This is a genomic window from Devosia sediminis (assembly GCF_016411825.1).
Lineage (GTDB): Bacteria > Pseudomonadota > Alphaproteobacteria > Rhizobiales > Devosiaceae > Devosia > Devosia sediminis.
Window position 1 is genome coordinate 69,871 of sequence record NZ_JAEKMH010000003.1, and the last position, 21,691, is coordinate 91,561.

The following is a 21,691-nucleotide window of genomic DNA, read 5'->3' on the forward strand; positions in this document are numbered from 1 at the left end:
TATGGCTGATAACGACGACAAGCGTTCCGACGACACTGGCGCCAAGAAGACTCTGACCCTCAAGGGTGGCGCCGGGCTGGGCAATCGCCCCGGCGGGATGTCGCGTGGGCCTTCGCGCTCGACCGTGGTCGTGGAAAAACGCACGCGCATCGTGCCCAAGCCCGCTGGCACCGCGCCGGCTGGTGCCGGCCGGCCTGGCGCGCCCGGTGGCCGTCCTGGCCAGGGCCGCCCGATGCAGCAGCAGAACCGCGCGCCCCTGGGGCTGAGCGCGGCAGAGGCCGAGGCACGCCGCCAGGCGCTGGCTTTGGCCGGTGCCCGCCAGGCCGAGGACAAGGAACGCTTTGCCGCCGAGGAAGCGCGCCGCATCGAGGACGACAACCGTCGTCGCCAGGTGCGTGAGGAAGCTGCCCGGCAGGAAGAGGAACGCGCCCGTGCCGAAGAGGCGCGCCGCGCCGAAGAGGCCGCCGCCGCCACCACGCGTCCCGAGCCCGAGGCCGAACGCCCGGCTGCGCGCGAGCCCTTCGTGCCCGCCAGCCAGCGCAATCCCGGTCCGTCCAGCGTGCGCACCGTGTCGGGCCGTCCCGGCCAGCCGGCGCGTCCGCAGCGCAGCGACCGTCCCGGTGAACGCCCCACCGGCCGTCCCGATGGCGAACGCCCGACAGGCGCGCGTCCTGCCGGTGCCCGTCCTGCGGGCACAGCCGGCCGTCCGGCCGGTGAGCGTCGTCCCGGCGCCGGCATGGCGCCGATCGGCAATGTGCCCCCGGCGCCGCCGAGCGAGGCCGACGGCCGCAAGATCCGCACCGGCGCGCCGCAGCATCGCCCGACCACCGAGGCGGAACTGGAAAATGCGCGCCGCGCCAGCCGTGCCCAGCCCGAGCGCCCCTCGCGCCGCGGTGGCGACGACAGCGCCTCGCGCGGTCGCCTGACGGTTTCCAGCGCCACCACCGAGAGCGATCGCGATCGCGGTCCGTCGCTGGCGGCCATGAAGCGTCGCCGCGACAAGAAGATGGGCCGCAACCAGCAGGATGCGCCAAAACTCAGCCGTGAAGTGACCATTCCGGAAGTCATCACGGTGGGCGAACTCGCCAACCGCATGGCCGAACGCTCGGTCACCGTCATCAAGATGCTGATGCAGCAGGGCGAAATGGCCAAGATCACCGACGTGATCGACGCCGACACCGCCGAGCTGATCGCCACCGAACTGGGTCACACCGTCAAGCGCGTTTCCGACGCCGACGTGGAAGAGGGCCTGTTCGACATCGCCTCGGACGACAAGGCCGAGGATCTGACCGATCGTGCGCCGGTTGTGACCATCATGGGTCACGTCGACCACGGCAAGACCTCGCTGCTCGACGCCATCCGCGAAGCCAATGTGGTGTCCGGTGAAGCCGGCGGCATCACCCAGCATATCGGCGCCTACCAGGTCGAGAAGAATGGTCACAAGATCACCTTCCTCGACACCCCGGGCCACGAGGCGTTCACCGCCATGCGTGCCCGCGGTGCCCAGGCTACCGATATTGCGGTGCTGGTGGTGGCGGCCGACGATGGCGTCATGCCGCAGACCATCGAATCCATCAAGCACGCCAAGGCGGCGGGCGTTCCGATCATCGTGGCCATCAACAAGATGGACAAGCCGGAAGCCAACCCCACCCGCGTGCGCACCGAGCTGCTCCAGCACGAAGTGTTCGTGGAATCCATGGGCGGCGAAGTGCTGGACGTGGAAGTCTCGGCCAAGACCCAGGCCGGTCTCGACAAGCTGCTCGAGACCATCCTGCTGCAGGCCGAAGTGCTCGAACTCAAGGTGGCCCGTGACGGCCGCGCCGAAGGTCTGGTCATCGAAGCCAAGCTCGACAAGGGTCGTGGCGCCGTGGCGACGGTTCTCGTCCAGCGCGGTACGCTGCGCGTCGGCGACATCCTCGTGGCCGGCACCGAAATGGCCCGCGTCCGCGCGCTGCTCAACGACAAGGGAGAGCAGGTCAAGGAAGCCGGCCCGTCCGTGCCGGTGGAAGTGCTGGGCTTCTCGGGCGTGCCGAGCGCGGGCGACCGCTTCTCGGTGGTCGAAACCGAAGCGCGTGCTCGCGAAGTGACCGAATACCGTCAGCGTGCCATCCGTGAAAAGACGGCCGGCGGCGGTGCCACCAGCCTCGAGCAGATGATGAACCAGCTCAAGGCCTCGGGCATTTCCAAGTTCCCGCTGGTCATCAAGGGTGACGTGCAGGGTTCGGTGGAAGCCATCGTGGCCTCGCTCAACAAGCTCTCGACCGACGAAGTGTCGGCCCAGATCCTGTTCTCGGGCGTGGGCGGCATCACCGAGTCGGACGTGACCCTGGCCTCGGCCAGCAACGCCATCATCATCGGCTTCAACGTCCGCGCCAACAAGCAGGCGCAGGACCTGGCCACCCGCGATGCCATCGAGATCCGCTACTACAACATCATCTACGACCTCGTGGATGACGTGAAGAACGCGATGTCGGGCCTTTTGGCGCCGGAACGCCGCGAGACCTTCATCGGCTACGCCAAGATCCTGGAAGTGTTCAACATTTCCAAGGTCGGCAAGGTCGCCGGCTGTCAGGTCACCGAGGGCATCGTGGAACGCGGTGCCGGCGTGCGCCTGCTGCGCGACGACGTGGTCATCCACGAAGGCAAGCTCAAGACGCTCAAGCGCTTCAAGGACGAAGTCAAGGAAGTTCAGGTCGGCCAGGAATGCGGCATGGCCTTCGAGAACTACGAAGACATCCGTGCCGGCGACGTCATCGAATGCTTCCGCGTCGAGACCGTCAAGCGCACGCTCTGACCGTCGTCGACAACCGAAACAAAAAGGGGCGCGGAGCAATCCGCGCCCTTTTTCTATTCGATCACGGCTTTCACCAGCGCAACCACATTCTCGGGTGACCCCTGCGCATCGACCTTGTCGCCAAAAGCCGGATCGGCATGGGCCGCGACGCATTCGGCCGAGCGCCGGATCTCGAACGGGGTCAGGCCAGCCCGGCCCTCGGCCATGGCCCGCTGTTCCAGCCGGGCATGGATCACCTCCAGCGGCGCGACCAGACAGATGCGTTTCACCGACGCCGTCCTCTCCAGCGCACCGGCAAAAGCATCGAGATAAGTGAGATTGGTGAAGGCCATGGGCACGATGACCAGTTTCGCCCGCAGGTGCACCAGGCGGGCCTGATAAACGATCAGCCGCCGCCACAGCGCCATGTCCTGATAGTCGCCGGGCTGTTCCCGGAGACCGAGGAGGAGGGGCGGCAGGCGGCGGAGCACATAGCCCAGATGCTCCGGATCGGAAATGGCGGTGCCGGTCAAATCCCGTGCGAGCAGCCGGGCCGTCGTGGTCTTGCCGATGCCGAACGAGCCATTGAGCAGGATGAACACGGCCCGCCTATCCTTCCATGCGTCCTCCCGCATCCTATCGGCCATTGCGGCAAGGAAAAGGCCCGCCTCCGGGGGAGAGCGGGCCTGGGATGCCGGTGGCGGGTGACTACGGTGGGATCCGAACGCCGCCGGCAATTCTTGAAACTGGAGCGGGGACCTTGCCGGCCCCCGGGTCGTCAGACGACCGGGGTAAATCCGGGCGTGGCGACCACGCTGCCCGGCGCTCCGTTGATGACGGTCACGCGGGCGCCGACGGGCACGCGCGCATAAAGGTCGATGATGTCCTGGTTCATCAGGCGGATACAGCCCGACGAGACGTTGGTGCCGATCGTATAGGGTTCGGTCGTGCCGTGGATGCGGAACAGGGTGTCGGCGCCATTCTTGTAGAGATAGAGCGCACGCGGGCCAAGCGGGTTTTCCGGTCCCGGTCCCATGCCGTTGGCATAGGGGCCGTAGCGGTCCGGCTCGCGCTTGATCATGTCGCGGGTCGGGGTCCAGCGCGGCCACTCGGCCTTGCGGCCAATGGTGGCGTCGCCGCGGAACACCAAGGCTTCGTCCTTGCCCACGCCAATGCCGTAGCGCAGCGCGCGGTTGTTCTCGAGCACGAGATAGAGGTAGTGCGCCGGGGTGTCGACCACCAGGGTGCCGGGACGCTCGCTGGTGAAATAGGGAACTTCCTGGCGCCACCATTTCGGGTCGACGCGCTGCAGGTCCATGCCCGCGACCATATAGGGCTCGCCAACCACCGGCCCGTACATGCGCAGGTAATAGGGATCGATGACGGGTTCCTGGACGACGGGCTGGCTGGTTGTGGAACAGGCCGCGAGCGCGGAGGCGGAAAGGCCAAGGAGAAACAGGCGGCGCGAAATCAACTCAACAACCTCAGGACTTAGGGAGAACAGGCGGACGGCGCTGCGTCACCCGATCAGTAGCGCATTGGGACCTTAACGTGGCCCAAATGCGGCGGTTCCTCGCCGCAATGTGATGAAAGGCGTTCTGTGCCTTCTTGGCAACAGATCGCCTGGACCAAAGCCACGCATCGCTGGTAAGCCCTTGTCAGCCGATCCGAATTGCCCGCCAGATGCGCCACTATCGTCTGGGGCCGGTCATGGAATTCGCTGCGGATATCCAACTCTATGTGCGGCTCATCTCCGGCACCATATTGGGCCTCTCGGTCGGTAAGCTGCTCAGCGGCACGGCGAAATTCATCCAGCATCCGCACGAGTATCGCATCAACTGGCTGCATGCGCTCTGGATCGTCTTTCTCTTCGGCTCGATCATCATCTTCTGGTGGCAGGAAGCGCTGACCTTTTCGCGCGTGCAATGGAGCTTTCCGCTCTACGCCTTCCAGATCGCCTATTGCGGCAGCTTCCTCTTCATCACGGCCATCCTGCTGCCCGACGAAGTGACCGAATTCGATACCCACTACGAGTATTTCATGGCCCGCCGCGTTTGGTTCTACGGCGCGCTGATCGTGAGCTACCTCCTGGGCATCGGCAATGCGGTCATCAAGGATGGCTGGGAGGAGAGTTTCCTCTCCCCCGAATACATCATCCTCAATCTGGTCATGGTGGCGATCCTCGTTGCGGGGATGGTGCTCAACCGCCCGCGCCTGCAACTGGGCATCGCTGCCTTCATGGTGCTGCTGACCGTGCTCTCGGCGCTGCTCGAATAGCGATCAGGCGCCCTCTATGCTGCCTATGGCCGCCAGAATGTCGGGCGCCGCCTCTGCCGCTTCATGATCGATACCGGGCAGGCTTTTGGTTTCGGCATTGGGCAAGATGGCCTTGTAGCGATCGAGGTGGTCGGCCGTCACGGTGTCGTCCTCGTCGCCCAGAAGCATGATGAGGCGCGGCAACTGCAGTAGCTTGGTCGCCTCCTCAGGCGGCAGGGCATAGGCCGCATATTCCCAGCCCGGGGCGCCCCAGAACGGGCTCGCCAGTGTCACGACGCCCTTGAGGTTTACCGGCAGGCCGAAGCGCGCCAGGGTCTGGAGCACGGTCGACCCCCCGAGCGAATGGCCGACAATGACGAATTCGTCTTCGATGCCGGTAATGGCCGACTGGCAGGCGGCAATCCAGAGCTCGGCCTCGGGATTGTCCGGTTGCGGCATCAGCGGCGCTTCGAGCTTCATGCCGTCGGGCAGGGCCGCCCGCAAATTCTCCAGGAGCGCCGAACTGCCTTCGCCCGGATCCTGGGCCCCGGCACTATGGATGAAAAGCACTGTGGTCATGGCTGTCTCCCGTCTTGATTGCTAAGTGCGCGAGCCGGCAAGCCGGTTCCCGGTGCCGATGCTTCTGGGTAGACGAGAGAGGCCCCGGCATTTCGACAGGACGCCCGAAAGAGAAAGGGCCCGGATCGCTCCGGGCCCCTCAACACTCTGCGGGAGACGCGCCTTATTCGGCAGCGTCGTCCTTGGCGGCGGCGACGATTTCCTTGCCGGTCGCCTGGTCGACGACCTTCATGGACAGGCGGACCTTGCCGCGCTCGTCAAAGCCCAGGAGCTTGACCCAGACCTTGTCGCCTTCCTTGACCACGTCGGTGGTCTTGGCGACGCGCTGGTCGGCAAGCTGCGAGATGTGCACGAGGCCATCCTTGGCGCCGAAGAAGTTGACGAAGGCGCCGAAGTCGGCGGTCTTGACGACCGTGCCCTGGTAGATGGCGTTGACTTCCGGCTCGTCGGTGATCGAGCGGATCCACTTGATGGCGGCTTCGATCTGCGAACCATCAGAGGACGAGACCTTCACGGTGCCGTCGTCTTCGATATTCACCTTGGCGCCGGTCTTTTCCACGATCTCGCGGATGACCTTGCCGCCGGTGCCGATCACTTCGCGGATCTTGTCGGTCGGGATCTTGAGGGTCTCGATGCGCGGGGCGAATTCGCCCACTTCACCGCGGCTCTCGCCCAGCGCCTTGGCCATTTCACCCAGGATGTGGATGCGGCCGTCCTTGGCCTGCGCCAGGGCGATCTTCATGATCTCTTCGGTGATGCCGGCGATCTTGATGTCCATCTGGAGCGAGGTGACACCCTCTTCCGTACCGGCCACCTTGAAGTCCATGTCACCCAGGTGATCTTCGTCACCCAGGATATCCGAAAGAACGGCGAACTTTTCGCCTTCGAGGATGAGGCCCATGGCGATACCGGCCACCGGCTTCTTCATCGGCACGCCCGCATCCATCAGCGCCAGCGACGTGCCGCAGACGGTCGCCATCGAGCTCGAGCCATTGGACTCGGTGATCTCGGAGACGACGCGGATCGTGTAGGGGAATTCCTCGATCGACGGGCGGATCGGGTTGATGGCGCGCCATGCGAGCTTGCCGTGGCCGATCTCGCGGCGACCGGGCGAACCCATGCGGCCAGCTTCACCCACCGAATAGGGAGGGAAGTTGTAGTGCAGAAGGAAGTTTTCCTTCTTGGTGCCTTCGAGCGAGTCGATGAACTGCTCGTCTTCGGCGGTGCCGAGGGTCGCAACGACCAGCGCCTGGGTTTCGCCACGCGTGAAGATGGCCGAGCCGTGGGTGCGCGGCAGGACGCCGACTTCCGCCAGGATCGGGCGGACGGTCTTGAGATCGCGGCCGTCGATGCGGCTGCCGGTGTCGAGGATGTTCCAGCGGACGATCTTGGCTTGGAGGTTGTGCACCACCTCGCCCAGTTCTTCCTTGGACACGTCGCCGGCCTCGATCTTGGCGGCAAAAGCGTCCTTGACCTTGGCATTGGCGGCGTCGACCGCGGCATAGCGCTCGGCCTTGTTGGTGAGCTTATAGGCGGCGCGCAGGTCAGCTTCGGCCAGGGCCAGCACTTCGCTTTCCAGCGCCGAGAAATCCGGAGCCTGGAAGTCGCGCGGTTCCTTGGCGGCCAGCTCGGCCAGCTTGATGATGGCGTCGATCACCTGGGCCGAGGCCTTGTGGCCGAACATCACGGCGCCGAGCATCACCTCTTCGGAAAGCTCCTTGGCTTCCGATTCCACCATCAGCACGGCGTCCTGGGTGCCGGCCATCACGAGGTCGAGCTTGGAATCCGCGCGACGATCGATCGAGGGGTTCAGCACATATTCGCCGTCGATATAGGCGACGCGGGCGGCGCCGATCGGGCCCATGAAGGGCACGCCGGAAATGGTGAGCGCAGCGGAGGCGGCGACCATGGCCAGCACGTCCGGATTGTTTTCCATGTCATGCTGGAGAACGGTGACGACCACCTGGGTCTCGTTCTTGTAGCCATCGGGGAAGAGCGGGCGGATCGGGCGGTCGATGAGGCGCGAAACCAGGGTTTCGTTCTCGGTCGGACGGCCTTCGCGCTTGAAGTAGCCGCCCGGGATCTTGCCGGCGGCGAAGTACTTTTCCTGGTAGTTGACGGTCAGCGGGAAGAAGTCCTGGCCGGGCTTGGCCGACTTGGCGCTGACGACGGTGGCCAGCAGCACGGTCTCGCCGAGGGTGGCGAGCACGGCGCCATCGGCCTGGCGGGCAATCTTGCCGGTTTCGAGCGTCAGGGGCTGGCCGCCCCAGTTGAGCTCGACCTTGTGGTGATCAAACTTGATCGACATCTTGTTCTTCGTCTTTCCATTCTGCCGGGGCGCGGGAACGCGGGGCTTAGGCGACTGCCCCACGAACGCCTCCGGTGTGCCCGCACTCGGCAGCGCACCCCATGTGCGCGCCGGCTCAAAATCAGGCACGGTTTTCGTTTGGCGCGGACGAAACATGGACAAGACGATGAGCCTCTCCACGGCGGAAGAGGCCGATAATCCTGCCATGCTCCGGCTGCGCCGGCCTATGGCGCCAAGCTCGGGCCTGGCCTGCCCCCGGGCGACAGCCCAAAAGGCATCCGGCGCGGAAGCATTCTCCCGCGCCGGAAACTTTTTTCTCGCCTTAGCGACGCAGGCCGAGCTTCTCGATCAGCGTCTTGTAGCGGTTCTCGTCCACCTTCTTGAGGTAGTCGAGCAGCGAGCGGCGGGTCGAAACCAGCTTCAGCAGACCACGGCGGGAATGGTTGTCCTTGACGTGGCCCTTGAAGTGCTCGGTGAGGTTGGCAATGCGCTCGGAAAGGATCGCAACCTGCACTTCCGGCGAGCCGGTGTCGTTGGCAGTGGTGGCGTATTCCTTGATGAGGGCGGTCTTGCGCTCTGCAGTAATCGACATCGGGCATATCCTTTCGAAAGGGAGGATGGTTGTCGCCCCAGCCGGGATGTCGTCCAGGTGGGGCCGTGTAAAGGCAGGTGCCAGGCGCAAGGCCCGGCAACCGGCTGGCGCTGCTATAGGGCATCAGGACGGCAAAATCCAGAATTTATTGGGCTGGCGCCGCCCGGGACCCCGCCCGGCCTCGCGGCTCAGGCGTCCGGCGCCGGGTCGTCCGGACGGGCCGCGGCAAAGGCAGGATCAAGGGCCGACAGCGGCACCTCGAAGAGCCACTCCACCCCGTACTCATGCACATTCCTGTCGACCTGCGCGCCCAGCGCCCCGCCCACCATGGTGCGCAGCACGATGGTGCCGAAGCCGCTGCGCTCGCCCACCACGAGAGGCCGCCCGAGATATTCGCGCCAGCGCATCGAGAGCATGTCCTTGTCGGTCGTCCAGGTCAGCTCCAGCCGACCCGTAGTTTCAGCAAAGGCGCCGTAGCGGGTGGCATTGGTCGCCAGCTCGTGCAGCGCCATGCCCAGGATCTGCGCGCCCTGCGGATTGATCCGCAGGTCCGGGCCCGAAATGGTCACCCGGTCCGCCTCGGGCGGGCGGAATGCCGCCAACTGCTGGTTGATGAGCTCGGCCAGCATCACGCCGGCCCTGCCATGGGCGAGAAGCAGATCGGTCGAGCGCGCCAGCCCCATGATGCGCCGCTCGAGCGCCGCCACATAGGACTGGATGTCGGTCGCGCCGCGGGCCGTCTGCTTGGCCATGGCGGCAATCACGGCCATCTGGTTCTTGGAGCGGTGCGCCAGCTCGCGCATCAGGAAGCGGATGTCGCGATCCGCCGTCAGCCGCTGTTCCGAAGATTCGGCCAGGGCCTGGGACACTTCCGCGATTTCGGCGATCGGATAGGTGCGCGGATAGACCGCCTCGCCGCGGCCCAGCCGCATGGCGTCGAGCCGGAGCCCCTGCACCGAGCTGCCGATGCGCCGCCCGATGATGGCCGCCACGGCGGAAGCCAGAAGCGCGATGGCGAGGCCCCAGACCGCCAGTTGCAGCACCGAATCCTGCAGCGGCTTCTGCACCTGTGCCGAGGAAGCCCAGGCGATGATGCGCCAGCCGGTATAGCCCGAGCGCCATTCGGCGGTCACCACGCGCTGGCCTTCGAGGTCCTCCTGGGCCCAGTCGTCGCTGTCGCCGCTTTCGTTCCATTGCCGGATCGGCAGGATCTCGCCGATATCAAGAGCGGCGTCGGCGGTAGCGGCGATGACGGCATTGTTGGTGTCGACCAGGGCGGCGTGCCAGCCGTCCGGCAATTGCCGCGACTGCAGGGCCGGCACGAGGTTCTGCGCGTTCTGCGTCAGCGTGATCAGCCGGATCGGCGCACGGTCATCGATGGGCAGCCAGACGTTGAACACATAGGCCTTTGCCGTCTGGCCATAGAAGATCGGTGAAATCGTCGCCACCCCGCGCTCGATGGCCCGCTGCGCCGTTTCGGGGTCCGATGTGCGGCCCAGCGGAATGCCGAATTCGGCGCGCGTATTGAGCAATTGCTGCATGTCGCCATCGACGGCGAGAAGGTAGGAGCCGGTCCCTGCCAGCGCCGTAACGGCCCGGTCATAGAGGCCGTTGAGGTCACCAATTTCGATGCTTTCGCTCGAAGACAGCACGCGCAGCGTTGTCGCCATGCCGGTGATTTCCCGGTCGATCGACTGGCCCATGGCCTGCACGGTCGCATTGGTCAGCGCCGCCAGCACATCCTGCTGGGCGTCGTTGGTCCGGTTGATGAGCACGAGCGCTACCCCGAGCGCCGGCAACAGGATGGCCAGCACCATGCCGATCAGGTAGACGGAAATAGGCCAACCGCGTCGCACGCGCGAGCCTGCCGCATCTGGCGCGGTTGTGTCCGCCATTGGCTCCAGTCCCTCCATATCCCCGCTGCCCCGGGGATGAAAACTCAATACTTGGCGCTGGAATCGCTGGCCGGAAAACTCTCGTCGGAGGCCTCGTCGACCTCGTCCCAATTACTGGGCTGGTCCTTCATGGCCTCGGGTCCGGAATTGCGCACCTGCACGGGGGCGTCCTTGGGGCCGGGCTTTCGACCATCCCGCAGCGCTGCTGCCGCGTCGGTGGGTCTGTCTGGCTTGGTCATTATCGCACTCGTTTTCTGAACAGGTACAACACACAAAGCGCCGCGCGGTTGCAGGGGCATGGCATCGGCTGTCAGGCTCTGGTAAACAGCCCTCCATGACCGAGACCGACATCCTTCCTCAGCCCGCGCAGAAGCGCGTGTTCATCAAGACCTATGGTTGCCAGATGAACGTCTATGACAGCGACCGCATGGCCGATGCGCTGGCGCCGCAAGGCTATGTGCCGACACAGGAAATCGGCGAGGCGGACCTCGTGCTGCTCAACACCTGCCATATCCGCGAAAAGGCGAGCGAGAAGGTGTTTTCCGAGCTCGGCCGACTGCGCGAACTGCAGGATGAAAAGCGGGCTACGGGCGGCGACATGATGATCGGCGTCGCCGGTTGCGTCGCCCAGGCCGAGGGCGAGGAAATCGCCCGCCGCGCTCCCGTCGTCGACATGGTTTTCGGCCCTCAGGCCTATCACCGCCTGCCCGATATGCTGCAGCGCGCAGAGGCCCAGCGGCACCTGCATCCGGCACTGAAAAAGGCCGTGATCGACACCGACTTTCCCGAGGAAGACAAGTTCGCGCACCTGCCGGCGGCCAGGAAGGAAGTGACCATCAAGCGTGGTCTCACCGCCTTCCTCACCGTGCAGGAAGGCTGCGACAAGTTCTGTTCCTTCTGCGTCGTGCCCTATACGCGCGGCGCCGAAGTCTCGCGTCCCGTCGCCCAGGTGCTGGCCGAAGCGCGGAATCTCGTCGAGGCAGGGGTCAAGGAGCTGACGCTGCTCGGCCAGAACGTCAATGCCTATCATGGCGTCGACGCCGCCGGCCGCGCCGTCGGCCTTGGCGAGCTCGCATATCTGCTTGCCGACATCCCCGGGCTTGAACGGCTGCGCTACACCACCAGCCACCCGCGCGACATGGACGATGCGCTGATCGCGGCGCATCGCGACCTGCCCCTGCTCATGCCTTACCTGCACCTGCCGGTGCAGTCCGGCTCGGATCGCATCCTCAAGGCCATGAACCGCAAGCACACCGCGGCCGAATATCTGCGTCTCATCGAGCGCATCAAGTCCGCGCGCCCGGACATGGCGCTGTCGGGCGATTTCATCGTCGGCTTCCCGGGCGAAACCGACCAGGATTTCGAGGACACACTGACCATCATCCGGGAAACCGGTTACGCCTCGGCCTATTCCTTCAAATATTCGACCCGTCCCGGCACGCCCGGCGCCAACCTTGGTGACCAGGTGGCCGAAGAGATCAAGACCGAGCGCCTCTACCGGCTCCAGGAGCTGGTCAATCAGCAGACCACGGACTTCCACGCCTCCTGTGTCGGCAAGACCATGCCGGTGCTGATCGAGCGCGTGGGGCGCATGCCTGGCCAGGTGGGCGGGCGCTCGCCCTATCTGCAGGCCGTGCATCTGGATGGCTCGCCCGACCTCATCGGCGCGATCCACGAGGTCGAGATCGTCGGCACGTCCACCAATTCCCTGGTCGGGCGCCTGAAAGTCGCCGCTGCGGCCTAAACGGAGACAAACGTGGTGTTCAACGGCCTGTCCGCTTTTCCCATCACGCCCGCCGACGAGGCCGGGCGCGTGGACACCGAGGCGCTGGGCCGGCTGCTGGAGCGGCTCGTGGCTGCCGGCGTCGATTCCATCGGCCTCCTCGGCAGCACCGGCACCTATGCGTTTCTGACGCGCGAGGAGCGGCGCCGAGCCATCGACGCTGCCGCAGAATGCGTCGAGGGTAGGGTGCCGCTGATCGTCGGCGTCGGCGCCTTGCGCACCGACCAGGCCTGTGATCTGGCCCGCGACGCCGAAGCCGGTGGGGCATCCGGTCTGCTGCTGGCGCCGGTTTCCTACAACAAGCTGCTTGACGAAGAGGTGTACCAGCAGTTCCTCGCGGTCACCGAAGCCTCGCGCCTGCCGCTCTGCATCTACGACAATCCCGGCACCACCAATTTCAGCTTCGGCATCGATCTGGTCGCCCGCCTGACCCAGCGACCCAGCATTGCCGCCATCAAGATGCCGCTGCCGGCGAATGGCGACTTTGCCGGCCATCTGGCTGCCGTTCGCGCGCGGGTAGAGCCCGGTTTTGCGCTAGGCTTCAGTGGTGACTGGGGCATGGGCGACGCCATGCTGGCGGGCAGCGACGTCTTCTTCTCGGTTCTCGCGGGTACCATCCCTGGCCCGATCCTCGCCCTGGTCCGGGCGGCTCAGTCGGGAGACGCAGCCAGGGTGCGCGAGCTTGAAGGTCAACTGGCCCCGCTCTTTGCCCTCTGCAAGGAGCTCACCAGCCTCCGTGTCGTCTATACGATGGTCGATCTTCTGGGGCTGACCACGGCACGGCCACCGCGCCCCATCCTGCCGCTTCCGGCCGAAGCCCAACGGCGCGTGGCCGAGGCCGTCAATCGCATTCACGCCTGACCCAACACCACGTCATTGCCCGGCTTGACCGGGCAATCCATGCCTCCGCCCAGACGAAGGGCCAAGCGATCCAGCGAGGCGACATGGCGCTCCTGCCTGGCTGAATCCCGTCAAAACGTCACAAAATATCTACAGACAGCGAACGCAAATCATCCTAGCGTCGTTACTGCACTGGGCGACGCGCTCCGCGGCGCCCCCTCCGGGAGCCGAGAAAGTTTGAGCAGGCACTTGCCACCCACCGCCGATAACGCCCTTGCATCGCAACTCGAACTCGCCTTTGAAGACAATCGCCTGGCTGCCCAGCTTTACGGCGATTTCGACCAGAACCTCGCCCTCATCGAACAGCGCCTTGCCGTCAGCGCCACGCCGCGCGGCAACCATGTGCTCTTGAAAGGCGCGGCCAGTAAGGTCGACCAGGCGCGCCGTGTGCTCGAATCGCTCTATGCCGGCCTCGAAGAGGGGCGCGCCATGGATATTGCCGATGTCGATGCGGTCATCCGCATGATCGAGACCGAAGATTCGCAGCTCACCCTGCCGACGCTGGAGCGCAAGGGCAAGGTGCGCATGGCCCAGATCGCCACGCGCAAATCCACCATTGTCGCCCGCACCCCGGCACAGGACGCCTATATGCGTGCCATGGAGCGCTCGGAACTGGTCTTCGGCATCGGCCCCGCCGGTACGGGCAAGACCTATCTGGCCGTGGCGCACGCCGCTTCGCTGCTCGAGCGCGGCGACATCAACCGCATCATCCTTTCGCGCCCGGCGGTGGAGGCAGGCGAACGCCTCGGCTTCCTGCCCGGCGACATGAAGGAAAAGGTCGATCCCTATCTGCGCCCGCTTTACGACGCCCTCTACGACATGATGAAGCCCGAAAATGTCGAGCGCTGCATCAATTCGGGCATTATCGAAGTGGCGCCGCTCGCCTTCATGCGCGGCCGCACCCTTGCCAATGCCGTGGTCATCCTCGACGAGGCGCAGAACACCACGTCGATGCAGATGAAGATGTTTTTGACCCGCCTGGGCGAAAACTCCAAGATGATCGTCACCGGTGACCCGACCCAGGTCGACCTGCCGCGCGGCGAGAAATCTGGCCTCGTGGAAGCGGTCAAGCTGCTCGACGGCGTCGAGGGCGTGCATATTTCCCGCTTCAACGACAAGGACGTGGTGCGTCACGCCCTTGTGGGCCGCATTGTCCGGGCCTATGAGGCAGACAGCGCGCGCCGCCTTGCCGAAAAAGAAGGCGATACCGACGGCCTGGCGCGGACATTGGGCACTTTGCCTCGGAGCTGATCCAGAAGACCATGCCGACCCCGCCGCTGGAAATCGCCGTCATCCGCAATGCGGAGGGCTGGCCCGAACATTTCGATGCCCTTGCCGAAAAAGCCGTCCTCGCCGCGCTGGCCGGCGCCAGGCCCAAGCTCAAGGGCGCGGCCGAGATTTCGGTTCTGCTCACTGACGATGCCGAGCAGCGCGAACTCAATGCCCAGTGGCGCGGCAAGGACAGCGCCACCAATGTGTTGAGCTTCCCCCAGATCGAGCCGTTTGCGCCGGTCATCGGCATTCTTGGCGACATCACGCTGGCCCGCGAAACCCTGGAGCGCGAGGCCGCCGACCTGGGCAAGAGCCTTGAAGATCACTTCACCCATCTAATGGTGCATGGCTTTCTCCACATTTTAGGGTATGATCACCTCGATGAGGCGGAAGCCCTTCAAATGGAAGGGCTGGAAACCCAGATACTGGCAGGGTTGGGGATCGACGATCCCTATGCCGACTGATTACTGCCAGGGAACCCCTGCCATTGCGGGGCATTCCGCACCTTGGACAGACATGAAGCCGTCAATCGGGACGGCGCGAGATGAATGAACGATAGCCAAGACAAGGCCCCACGGGTGGCTGAAAACCCCGAGCCTCCCTCTAGTCCCGCCCCCGCCACCTCGTGGGGGCAAAGGCTGCTGCACCGTCTCCGGAGCCTGATGGCCCGCACGACCGTGTCCCTGCGCGATGACCTGCAGGTCGCGCTCGATGAAAAGGACAGCCCCGAAACGGCCGACTTTTCGGAAAGCGAACGCCTGATCCTGCAGAATGTCCTGAAACTCTCCAAAGTGTCGATCGACGACGTCATGGTCGAGCGCTCGGACATCCAGGCCGTGCAGGCAGATATCAATCTCGGTGCGCTGATCGCCCGCTTCCGCCAGGTCGGCCACTCGCGCCTGCCGGTCTATGAAAGCGGGCTCGACGATATCAAGGGCTTCATCCACATCAAGGATGCCCTTTCCAAAATTACCGAGCCGGTCACCGATCCTGAAAAGGAGGTGCCGGTGAAGCTGCTCTCGACCGCCCTGCGGCAGAAGATCGGCAAGCTCGGCATTACCCGCCCGGCCATGTTCGTGCCCACCTTCATGCCGGCGGCCGACCTCCTGCAATCCATGCGCGCCAGCCGCACCCACATGGCCATCGTGGTCGACGAATATGGCGGCACCGACGGGCTCGTGACCATCGAGGACCTGCTCGAGGCCGTGGTCGGCGAGATCGAGGACGAGCATGACGAGACGGAGGCCGCGCTGATCCGCAAGGTCGGCGAGGACACCTATGTCGCCAATGCCCGTGCCGAACTCGAGGACGTGCAGGCTCTGATCGGCCCGGATTTCGATCCCGGCGAACTGGCCGCGGATGTCGAGACCATTGGCGGCCTGGTCTTCGACCTTGCCGGCCACGTGCCCAAGCGCGGCGAGCGGGTCAGCGGCCTCGACGGCTTCGAATTCGAAGTCCTGGCCGCCGACAGCCGCCGCATCAAGCGCCTCCGCATCCATCGCAAGCGCGCCATCACCCATGTCGAGCCGCTGGCCATCACCGACCAGCGCCCCGAGGCCGAACGCGCCGCGGCGGAATAAGGGCTCTCGCAGACCCCCACCCTTGATCCCTCCCCACAAGGGGGAGGGAGACGATGAACACAGGCGCAGCACCCAGCGCCTCCCTCCCCTTGATGGGGAGGGACTGAGGGTGGGGTGACCTCCTCTAGCCTACCGGCTCGCCCATTCCAGCAGGCTGGCCAGCCCGACGAATGGCAGCTCGGCGCGTTCCGTGAGCCCCGAAGCGCAGGTCGACACCGTCGAGACGCCCAGCTCGCAGCCTTCGGGGATGTCCATTCCGACCCGCCGCGTGGCATGGGCATTGAGCTCGGGGATGAAGAGACCCTTGTCCCCGGCATAGCCGCAGCAGGTGATCGAGGTGAGCACCGCGATCCGCTCGGCGCAGGCCGCCGCGACGGCCTCGGTCATCGGCTGCTCGGCCAGGCGCTGGGCCGAGCAATTGTGATGCACGGCAACGACGGGCAGTTTCTGCGTGATCGTCAATCGGGGCAGCACCTTCTCGACCAGGAACTGCGCCGAATCGGCAACCGGCGCATCGCCCGGAAATTCCTTGAGGTGCTTGGCGCAGGTCGAGGCATCGGTCACGACAGGCAGGCGGCCGGCATCGGAATGGGTTGAGAGCGCGCTCTTGAGCGCCCCCCCGACCCGATCGGCCTCCTCCGGAAACCCCTTGGACTGGAATGGCTGGCCACAGCACTGACCGTTGAGATGTTCGGGCACGATCACGTCATAGCCGGCCCGTTCCAGCAGCGCGATCATTGCCGCCGGGGTATCGAGCAGCCCATGGCGGGTCTTCGGCGCCCCGAACATGCGACTGGGGCAGGCGGGAAAATACACCACCTGCTGCCGTCCGGTCTGGGCGATGGGCACCGGAAAGCCGGTCCGGCGCGGATCCTGCCGGGTCTCGCGAGCCCGTGGCGCGCCGGGACCGTGATGCAGAGCCCGCGACACGCGGGGCACGCGCTTGTTGGTCAGGCGTCGCGCCGTCTCGGTGATGACCTCCACGGCCGGCGCCGGGATCACCACGCGCGCCGCATCGGCCAGCGCCACGCCACCGCGCATCATCGTCTCGACGGCGCCGCGATGGTCGGCTGCGACCCGCGCCACCTTGTGCGCCACCGGGCCACGGCGTCTTGCGCGCTCGCCCATGATCATGGTGCCGGTCTCGATGCCGACGGGACAGCGCAGCGAACAGAGATTGCAGGCCGCGCAGGTATCCATGCCGGCATATTGGAAATCCGCATCGAGCCGCGCCAGCCGCGCCGGGTCCTCGCCCGTGGCGCGCAGGCGCTCCCGCTCGCGGGTCACGGCAATGCGCTGGCGCGGGGTCAGCGTCATATGGTGGCTGGGGCAGGCCGGCTCGCAGAACCCACATTCGATGCAAAGATCCACGGTCGCGTCGCTGAGCGGCATCAGCTTCAGGTTCTTGACGTGGATATGCTTGTCGTCATTGAGCAGCACGCCCGGATTGAGCAGGCGCTCGGGATCGAACAGCCCCTTGATGCGATGCATGATTGCATAGGCCTTCGCGCCCCATTCGGTCTCGACAAAGGGCGCGATGGCGCGGCCCGTGCCGTGCTCGGCCTTGAGCGAGCCGCCATAGCGCAGCGACACCAGCGTCGAGAGTTCGCGATTGAAAAGGTCGAATTTCTCCGCCGCGCCGGCTTTCGAAAAATCGTCGCCCATCTGGAAATGGAGGTTCCCCGCGAGCGCGTGCCCGAAAATGACAGCATCCTGATAGCCGTGATGATCGAGCATCTCGCGCAGGTCGACGACGAAGTCGGCCAATCTTTCGATCGGCGCCGCCACGTCCTCGGTGAGCATGATCGTGCCCTTGGGGCGCGCCGCGCCGGCCGAGGTGAAGAAGCCCTTGCGGATGTCCCAGAGCGCGTGGCTGCGATGCGCGTCCTGGCTGAGATCGATATGGGTGGCGCCATGCCGCGCCAGCAGCGCCTCGGCCTTGGCGATCTCGGCCAGCAGCGTCGCCTCGTCGGGCGCGGTGACGTCGATCAGCACCGCCGGGGAATCGGGCGTGAGCCAAGGCAACAGCGGCGCCATCGGTGCCAGATGCTCCACCGTGGCCAGCGCCCGCCGCTCGATATATTCGGCCGCAGTGATCCCGGTCGTCACCTGCAACCCACCATTGGCCATTTCGATAATGGCACGGCCCGCCGATTGCGGATCGGGGAAGGGGATCAGCCCCGTTGCCTTGAACGGATGCTCGGGCACGGTGTTGTAGGTGACCTCGGAGACGAAGCCGAGCGTCCCTTCCGAACCAACCATCAGGTGGATCAGGATATCGAGCGGGTCGTGGTAATCCACCAGCGCATTGAGCGAATAGCCGACCGTGTTCTTGATCTTGTATTTGTGGCGGATCAGCGCGGTGAGTTCGGCATCGTCGGCAATCTCGTGATGGAGGCGATGCAACTCTTCCAGCATGGCGCCGTGGCTTCGGCGAAAGGCGTCGCGGCTCGCTTCGTCCCCTGAATCGAGCATGGTGCCGTCGGGCAAGACGATCCGGAGGCGCGCCATGGTGTGGTAAGTGTTCTGCGCCACTCCGCAGCACATGCCCGATGAGTTGTTGTTGACCACGCCGCCGATCTTGCAGGTGGCCTGGCTGGCCGGATCGGGGCCGATCTTGCGGTCGAACGGCTTCAAGGCCCGGTTCGCCTCGGCGACGATGACGGCCGGCCCCAGCGTGACCTGATCGGCGCCCGGATGAACCACCAGCTTGCGCCAACCATCCCCGAGCACGGCGAGCACGCCATCGGTCACCGCCTGGCCCGAGAGCGACGTCCCGGCGGCGCGGAACGTCACCGGCAGGCCCTCCGCACGGGCAGCCTGGAACACGGCCCGCACCTCGTCCTCGCTGTTGATGAACACCACCACGGCCGGAATCAGCCGGTAGGAGCTGGCATCGCCGCTCCAGGCATAGGTCATCAGCGGGTCGGTATGGATGGCGCCGCGCACCTGGCCTTTGAGGCGGGCGGCAACGCGTTCACCGGCGGCGAGACGGTCTGGTGTCTGGGCGCGGGCTTGGAGGGAGGACGTCGGGGCTTGCATGGCCGCAAACTAACATGTCAGCCAGCCGCCGGAAAACCAAAATCCGCGTTCCCGGTTGCGCTCAGGTTCCGTCCGCAGGCTTCCAGGGCGGCAGCGCGGCATGGGCGGCGCGGGTAATGCGGTCTATCAGGTCTTCCACCCGGTCTTCGCCGCGGCGCTCCTTGAGCACATAGATGCCGGTCACCGCGCGCTTGGGTTCATCGCGCTGCTCGACCTCAACCAGGCCACGCTTGCGAAAATCGTCCCGCATCACATGGGTGTGGACCAGCACCGCATCGGTGGCGAGGGCATAGTCGACGCAGGCGGCCAGCGAATTGGTGCGGAATGCCACCGTCGTGCGGTCGAATACGGTCTCGACCCGGGTGCGGCGGCGCGACGGATCGAAGAACCGCTCGTGCCGGCTTTCCGCCAGCGAGCTGATGACGATTGGGTACGTGTCGATCTCCGCCAGGCTTTGCGGGCGCTCCAGGAGGGCGTGTCCCTCGCGCACGAAAAACGCATTGTAGACCCGGGTGAGGGGAATGAAGTCGGTGCCGATGGCGCCGCTGAGCCCATCGACCTCATGGGCCAGGAACATCGAAATGTCGCCCGAGAGCATCTGGTCCATCAGGCGAAGCTGGTTGCCGAGGCTCACCTGCACCGGCGCCTTGGGAAATTCGCGCTGGTAGTCGATGATCATGTCCCGCAGGAACATGGTCCACCACGAATAGCCCGAGCCGATGCTGAGGCCGCGCTCGGTTCCGCGCTTCTGGTCGGCAATGGCATTGAGCGTATTGTCGTAGAGCCGCTGCATCAGCCTGGCATTTTCGTAGAGGGTTTCGCCATAGCGCGTGAGGTGCATGCCGCGGGAGGAGCGATCGAACAGCGGGACGCCGATCGTCTGCTCGAGCTTGTTCATGTTGAAGCTCAGCGTCGGCTGGGTGACGAACAGGGCTGTCGCCGCACCACTCAGCGTGCCGGCGTCCGCCACGGCCAAAAACTGGGAAAGAAGCTTGTCCATCGGCCGACCTCCGGCATCTGAGCTATAGATATTTTCTATAGTGTTGCCGGAAATTCGTTCTTTTCCAATCGATTTTTTTGCGCCAGTCTGCCCCTTGAGAGGAGATGGCTGCCGCCTGAGGAGACCGGCCGCCCCAATGCCCTACCGCATCCGCACGACCGGGCGATCACGTCGCCGGGTAGCTTCGGTGACGTGGGGCAACTTCCATACAAGCTGGTTGCTGCAAGGCGCGCTTGTGTGGTATTGGGCGTAACTGGCTGGTTATTTGTGTCCGGGCTCAGTCAGCACCTGCACAAAACCCGGGGCCAATTGTGATTGACAACCACAACAAAGGCCCTAACGTAGTAACCAGTTGGTGATTTAGCGACGGGAGGTCGCTGATCGCTCGCCGGTTCCGCAAGGCGGATCGGCAACTGTTCATGGGAGGAAAGACATGACAATTCGACTTGGACGCCGTGAATTCCTGATGGGATCCTCGGCACTTGCCGCTGCCGCCGCCCTTGGCGTCAGCCCGGCCTGGGCTCAGAATGCCCTGCGCCTGATCTTCTGGGGCGGCCAGGCTCGCGCCGACCGCACCTATGCCGTGACCGACGCCTATGCGGCCGCCGGCAATCCCGGCGTCGAGGGTGAATTCCTGAGCTGGAACGACTACTGGCCCAAGCTGGCGACCCAGACCGCCGGTGGCACCGCCCCGGACGTCATCCAGATGGACTATCGCTTCATCGTGGAATACGCCACCCGCAACGCCATTGCCCCGCTCGACGACATTATCGGCGACCTGGGTGAATTCGACGCCGACCAGCTCGAAGGCGGCAAGGTCGACGGCAAGCTCTACGGCATTTCGCTCGGCGCCAACTCGGTCGCCATGCTGGCCAACGTCACCGCATTCGAAGCCATCGGCGAAGCCGTTCCAGACAATTCCTGGACCTATGCCGATATCGAGCGCCTGGGCGAGGCCTTCAAGGCTGCCGGCAACGGCATGGCTGCGATGTCGGACGGCTCGGGTTCCGAACCCTTCCTCGACAACTGGCTGCGTCAGCGCGGCAAGGCCCTCTACACCGCTGAAGGCAAGCTGGGCTTCGATGCTGCCGACGCGACCGAATGGTTCGCCATGTGGAACGGCTTCCGCGAAAAGGGCTATATCGTCTCGGCTGAAGACAATGCCCTCGATACCGGCGCGCCGGAAACCAGCATGGTGGCGCTCAAAAAGGCAGCTCTCCTGCCTTCGAACTCCAACCAGCTCGTGATCCACCAGTCGGTGAACGACGATACCCTGACCATCACCTCCTATCCGCGCATCGAAGCCGGTGTTGGCGGCGGTCACTATCGCAAGCCCTCTATGTTCTTCTCGGTCGGTGGCACTGCTGCCGAAAAGCAGGCTGCTGCCGATTTCATCCGGTACTTCGTCACCGATCCGGAAGCCGGCAAGATCCTCGGCGTCGAGCGTGGCATTCCCTGCAACGCCTCAGTCCGCGAAGCCATCACCCCGACCCTCGACGAACAGAGCCAGATCGCGCTCAACTTCGTGTCGAACCTGGGCGACCTGCTCGGACCGCTGCCGCCGTCCCCGCCGGCTGCCGCTGGTGAAATCGACACCTCGCTGCTGCGCGTGCTGAGCCAGGAAGTCGGCTTCGGTGGCCGTTCCGCGGAAGATGCCGGTCAGTTCTTCGTCGACGAAGCGACCGCCATTCTTAATCGCGCGGCCAGCTAA

At 65.1% G+C, this 21,691-nt stretch carries 17 protein-coding genes; 8 read left to right on the forward strand and 9 right to left on the reverse strand.

The window, feature by feature from the left end; translation table 11 throughout:
• Position 1 precedes the first annotated feature (1 nt).
• Positions 2-2,794, forward strand: coding sequence for a translation initiation factor IF-2 (gene infB, locus JEQ47_RS13420; RefSeq protein WP_198876951.1), 2,793 nt, complete (start codon positions 2-4; stop codon positions 2,792-2,794).
• Between the two features lie 53 nt (positions 2,795-2,847).
• Here the strand turns inward: infB and JEQ47_RS13425 are convergent, their stop codons facing one another.
• On the reverse strand, positions 2,848-3,375 hold the full coding sequence (locus tag JEQ47_RS13425) for an AAA family ATPase (protein WP_198876952.1): 528 nt from the start codon (positions 3,373-3,375) through the stop codon (positions 2,848-2,850).
• A 176-nt stretch (positions 3,376-3,551) separates the two neighbouring features.
• A complete protein-coding gene (locus tag JEQ47_RS13430) occupies positions 3,552-4,247 on the reverse strand; it encodes a L,D-transpeptidase (RefSeq protein WP_198876953.1) in 696 nt (231 codons plus the stop codon).
• Between the two features lie 236 nt (positions 4,248-4,483).
• Between JEQ47_RS13430 and JEQ47_RS13435 the strand changes: the two genes are divergently transcribed.
• Positions 4,484-5,050, forward strand: coding sequence for a hypothetical protein (locus JEQ47_RS13435; RefSeq protein WP_198876954.1), 567 nt, complete (start codon positions 4,484-4,486; stop codon positions 5,048-5,050).
• 3 nt (positions 5,051-5,053) lie between these two features.
• Here JEQ47_RS13435 and JEQ47_RS13440 read toward each other — a convergent pair whose 3' ends face one another.
• From JEQ47_RS13440 to JEQ47_RS13460, 5 genes are all read right to left on the reverse strand, one after another.
• Complete coding sequence (locus JEQ47_RS13440) at positions 5,054-5,608, reverse strand: alpha/beta hydrolase (RefSeq protein WP_198876955.1); 555 nt, start codon at positions 5,606-5,608, stop codon at positions 5,054-5,056.
• A gap of 163 nt (positions 5,609-5,771) precedes the next feature.
• Complete coding sequence (pnp, locus tag JEQ47_RS13445; RefSeq protein WP_198876956.1) at positions 5,772-7,916, reverse strand: polyribonucleotide nucleotidyltransferase; 2,145 nt, start codon at positions 7,914-7,916, stop codon at positions 5,772-5,774.
• Between the two features lie 322 nt (positions 7,917-8,238).
• Positions 8,239-8,508: a 30S ribosomal protein S15 gene (gene rpsO, locus JEQ47_RS13450; RefSeq protein ID WP_198876957.1), complete on the reverse strand. Its 270-nt coding sequence runs from the start codon at positions 8,506-8,508 to the stop codon at positions 8,239-8,241.
• Positions 8,509-8,696: 188 nt separating this feature from the next.
• Positions 8,697-10,403 carry a sensor histidine kinase gene (locus tag JEQ47_RS13455; protein WP_198876958.1) on the reverse strand — a complete coding sequence of 569 codons (1,707 nt, stop codon included), beginning with the start codon at positions 10,401-10,403 and terminating at the stop codon, positions 8,697-8,699.
• Positions 10,404-10,447: 44 nt separating this feature from the next.
• On the reverse strand, positions 10,448-10,642 hold the full coding sequence (locus tag JEQ47_RS13460) for a hypothetical protein (RefSeq protein WP_198876959.1): 195 nt from the start codon (positions 10,640-10,642) through the stop codon (positions 10,448-10,450).
• A gap of 95 nt (positions 10,643-10,737) precedes the next feature.
• Between JEQ47_RS13460 and miaB the strand changes: the two genes are divergently transcribed.
• From miaB to JEQ47_RS13485, 5 genes are all read left to right on the forward strand, one after another.
• The gene (gene miaB, locus JEQ47_RS13465) at positions 10,738-12,147 is read left to right on the forward strand and encodes a tRNA (N6-isopentenyl adenosine(37)-C2)-methylthiotransferase MiaB (RefSeq protein ID WP_198876960.1); all 1,410 of its coding nucleotides are present in this window, start codon (positions 10,738-10,740) and stop codon (positions 12,145-12,147) included.
• Between the two features lie 12 nt (positions 12,148-12,159).
• The gene (locus JEQ47_RS13470; RefSeq protein ID WP_198876961.1) at positions 12,160-13,047 is read left to right on the forward strand and encodes a dihydrodipicolinate synthase family protein; all 888 of its coding nucleotides are present in this window, start codon (positions 12,160-12,162) and stop codon (positions 13,045-13,047) included.
• Between the two features lie 228 nt (positions 13,048-13,275).
• Positions 13,276-14,337, forward strand: a complete 1,062-nt coding sequence (locus JEQ47_RS13475) for a PhoH family protein (RefSeq protein ID WP_236020875.1) — start codon at positions 13,276-13,278, stop codon at positions 14,335-14,337.
• 11 nt (positions 14,338-14,348) lie between these two features.
• A complete protein-coding gene (gene ybeY / locus JEQ47_RS13480) occupies positions 14,349-14,822 on the forward strand; it encodes an rRNA maturation RNase YbeY (RefSeq protein WP_198876963.1) in 474 nt (157 codons plus the stop codon).
• 198 nt (positions 14,823-15,020) lie between these two features.
• Positions 15,021-15,938 (forward strand): hemolysin family protein, encoded by a 918-nt coding sequence (locus JEQ47_RS13485; RefSeq protein WP_198876964.1) that lies wholly within the window; start codon positions 15,021-15,023, stop codon positions 15,936-15,938.
• A gap of 129 nt (positions 15,939-16,067) precedes the next feature.
• On the opposite strand, the gene JEQ47_RS13490 is transcribed toward JEQ47_RS13485, so the two are convergent.
• Together JEQ47_RS13490 and JEQ47_RS13495 are read right to left on the reverse strand one after the other, a co-directional pair.
• Positions 16,068-18,980: an FAD-binding and (Fe-S)-binding domain-containing protein gene (locus JEQ47_RS13490; protein ID WP_198876965.1), complete on the reverse strand. Its 2,913-nt coding sequence runs from the start codon at positions 18,978-18,980 to the stop codon at positions 16,068-16,070.
• A gap of 61 nt (positions 18,981-19,041) precedes the next feature.
• Positions 19,042-19,980, reverse strand: a complete 939-nt coding sequence (locus JEQ47_RS13495) for a LysR family transcriptional regulator (RefSeq protein WP_198876966.1) — start codon at positions 19,978-19,980, stop codon at positions 19,042-19,044.
• Between the two features lie 433 nt (positions 19,981-20,413).
• Between JEQ47_RS13495 and JEQ47_RS13500 the strand changes: the two genes are divergently transcribed.
• The gene (locus tag JEQ47_RS13500) at positions 20,414-21,691 is read left to right on the forward strand and encodes an ABC transporter substrate-binding protein (protein ID WP_198876967.1); all 1,278 of its coding nucleotides are present in this window, start codon (positions 20,414-20,416) and stop codon (positions 21,689-21,691) included.

What these genes read in the sequence shown, in the direction of transcription:
- JEQ47_RS13495 (WP_198876966.1), bottom strand. Translation starts at nt 19,980, where the DNA reads ATGGACAAGCTTCTTTCCCAGTTTTTGGCCGTGGCGGACGCCGGCACG.
- JEQ47_RS13485 (WP_198876964.1), top strand. Translation starts at nt 15,021, where the DNA reads ATGGCCCGCACGACCGTGTCCCTGCGCGATGACCTGCAGGTCGCGCTC.
- miaB (WP_198876960.1), top strand. Translation starts at nt 10,738, where the DNA reads ATGACCGAGACCGACATCCTTCCTCAGCCCGCGCAGAAGCGCGTGTTC.
- JEQ47_RS13460 (WP_198876959.1), bottom strand. Translation starts at nt 10,642, where the DNA reads ATGACCAAGCCAGACAGACCCACCGACGCGGCAGCAGCGCTGCGGGAT.
- JEQ47_RS13440 (WP_198876955.1), bottom strand. Translation starts at nt 5,608, where the DNA reads ATGACCACAGTGCTTTTCATCCATAGTGCCGGGGCCCAGGATCCGGGC.
- rpsO (WP_198876957.1), bottom strand. Translation starts at nt 8,508, where the DNA reads ATGTCGATTACTGCAGAGCGCAAGACCGCCCTCATCAAGGAATACGCC.
- JEQ47_RS13435 (WP_198876954.1), top strand. Translation starts at nt 4,484, where the DNA reads ATGGAATTCGCTGCGGATATCCAACTCTATGTGCGGCTCATCTCCGGC.
- infB (WP_198876951.1), top strand. Translation starts at nt 2, where the DNA reads ATGGCTGATAACGACGACAAGCGTTCCGACGACACTGGCGCCAAGAAG.
- pnp (WP_198876956.1), bottom strand. Translation starts at nt 7,916, where the DNA reads ATGTCGATCAAGTTTGATCACCACAAGGTCGAGCTCAACTGGGGCGGC.
- JEQ47_RS13490 (WP_198876965.1), bottom strand. Translation starts at nt 18,980, where the DNA reads ATGCAAGCCCCGACGTCCTCCCTCCAAGCCCGCGCCCAGACACCAGAC.
- JEQ47_RS13455 (WP_198876958.1), bottom strand. Translation starts at nt 10,403, where the DNA reads ATGGCGGACACAACCGCGCCAGATGCGGCAGGCTCGCGCGTGCGACGC.
- ybeY (WP_198876963.1), top strand. Translation starts at nt 14,349, where the DNA reads ATGCCGACCCCGCCGCTGGAAATCGCCGTCATCCGCAATGCGGAGGGC.
- JEQ47_RS13500 (WP_198876967.1), top strand. Translation starts at nt 20,414, where the DNA reads ATGACAATTCGACTTGGACGCCGTGAATTCCTGATGGGATCCTCGGCA.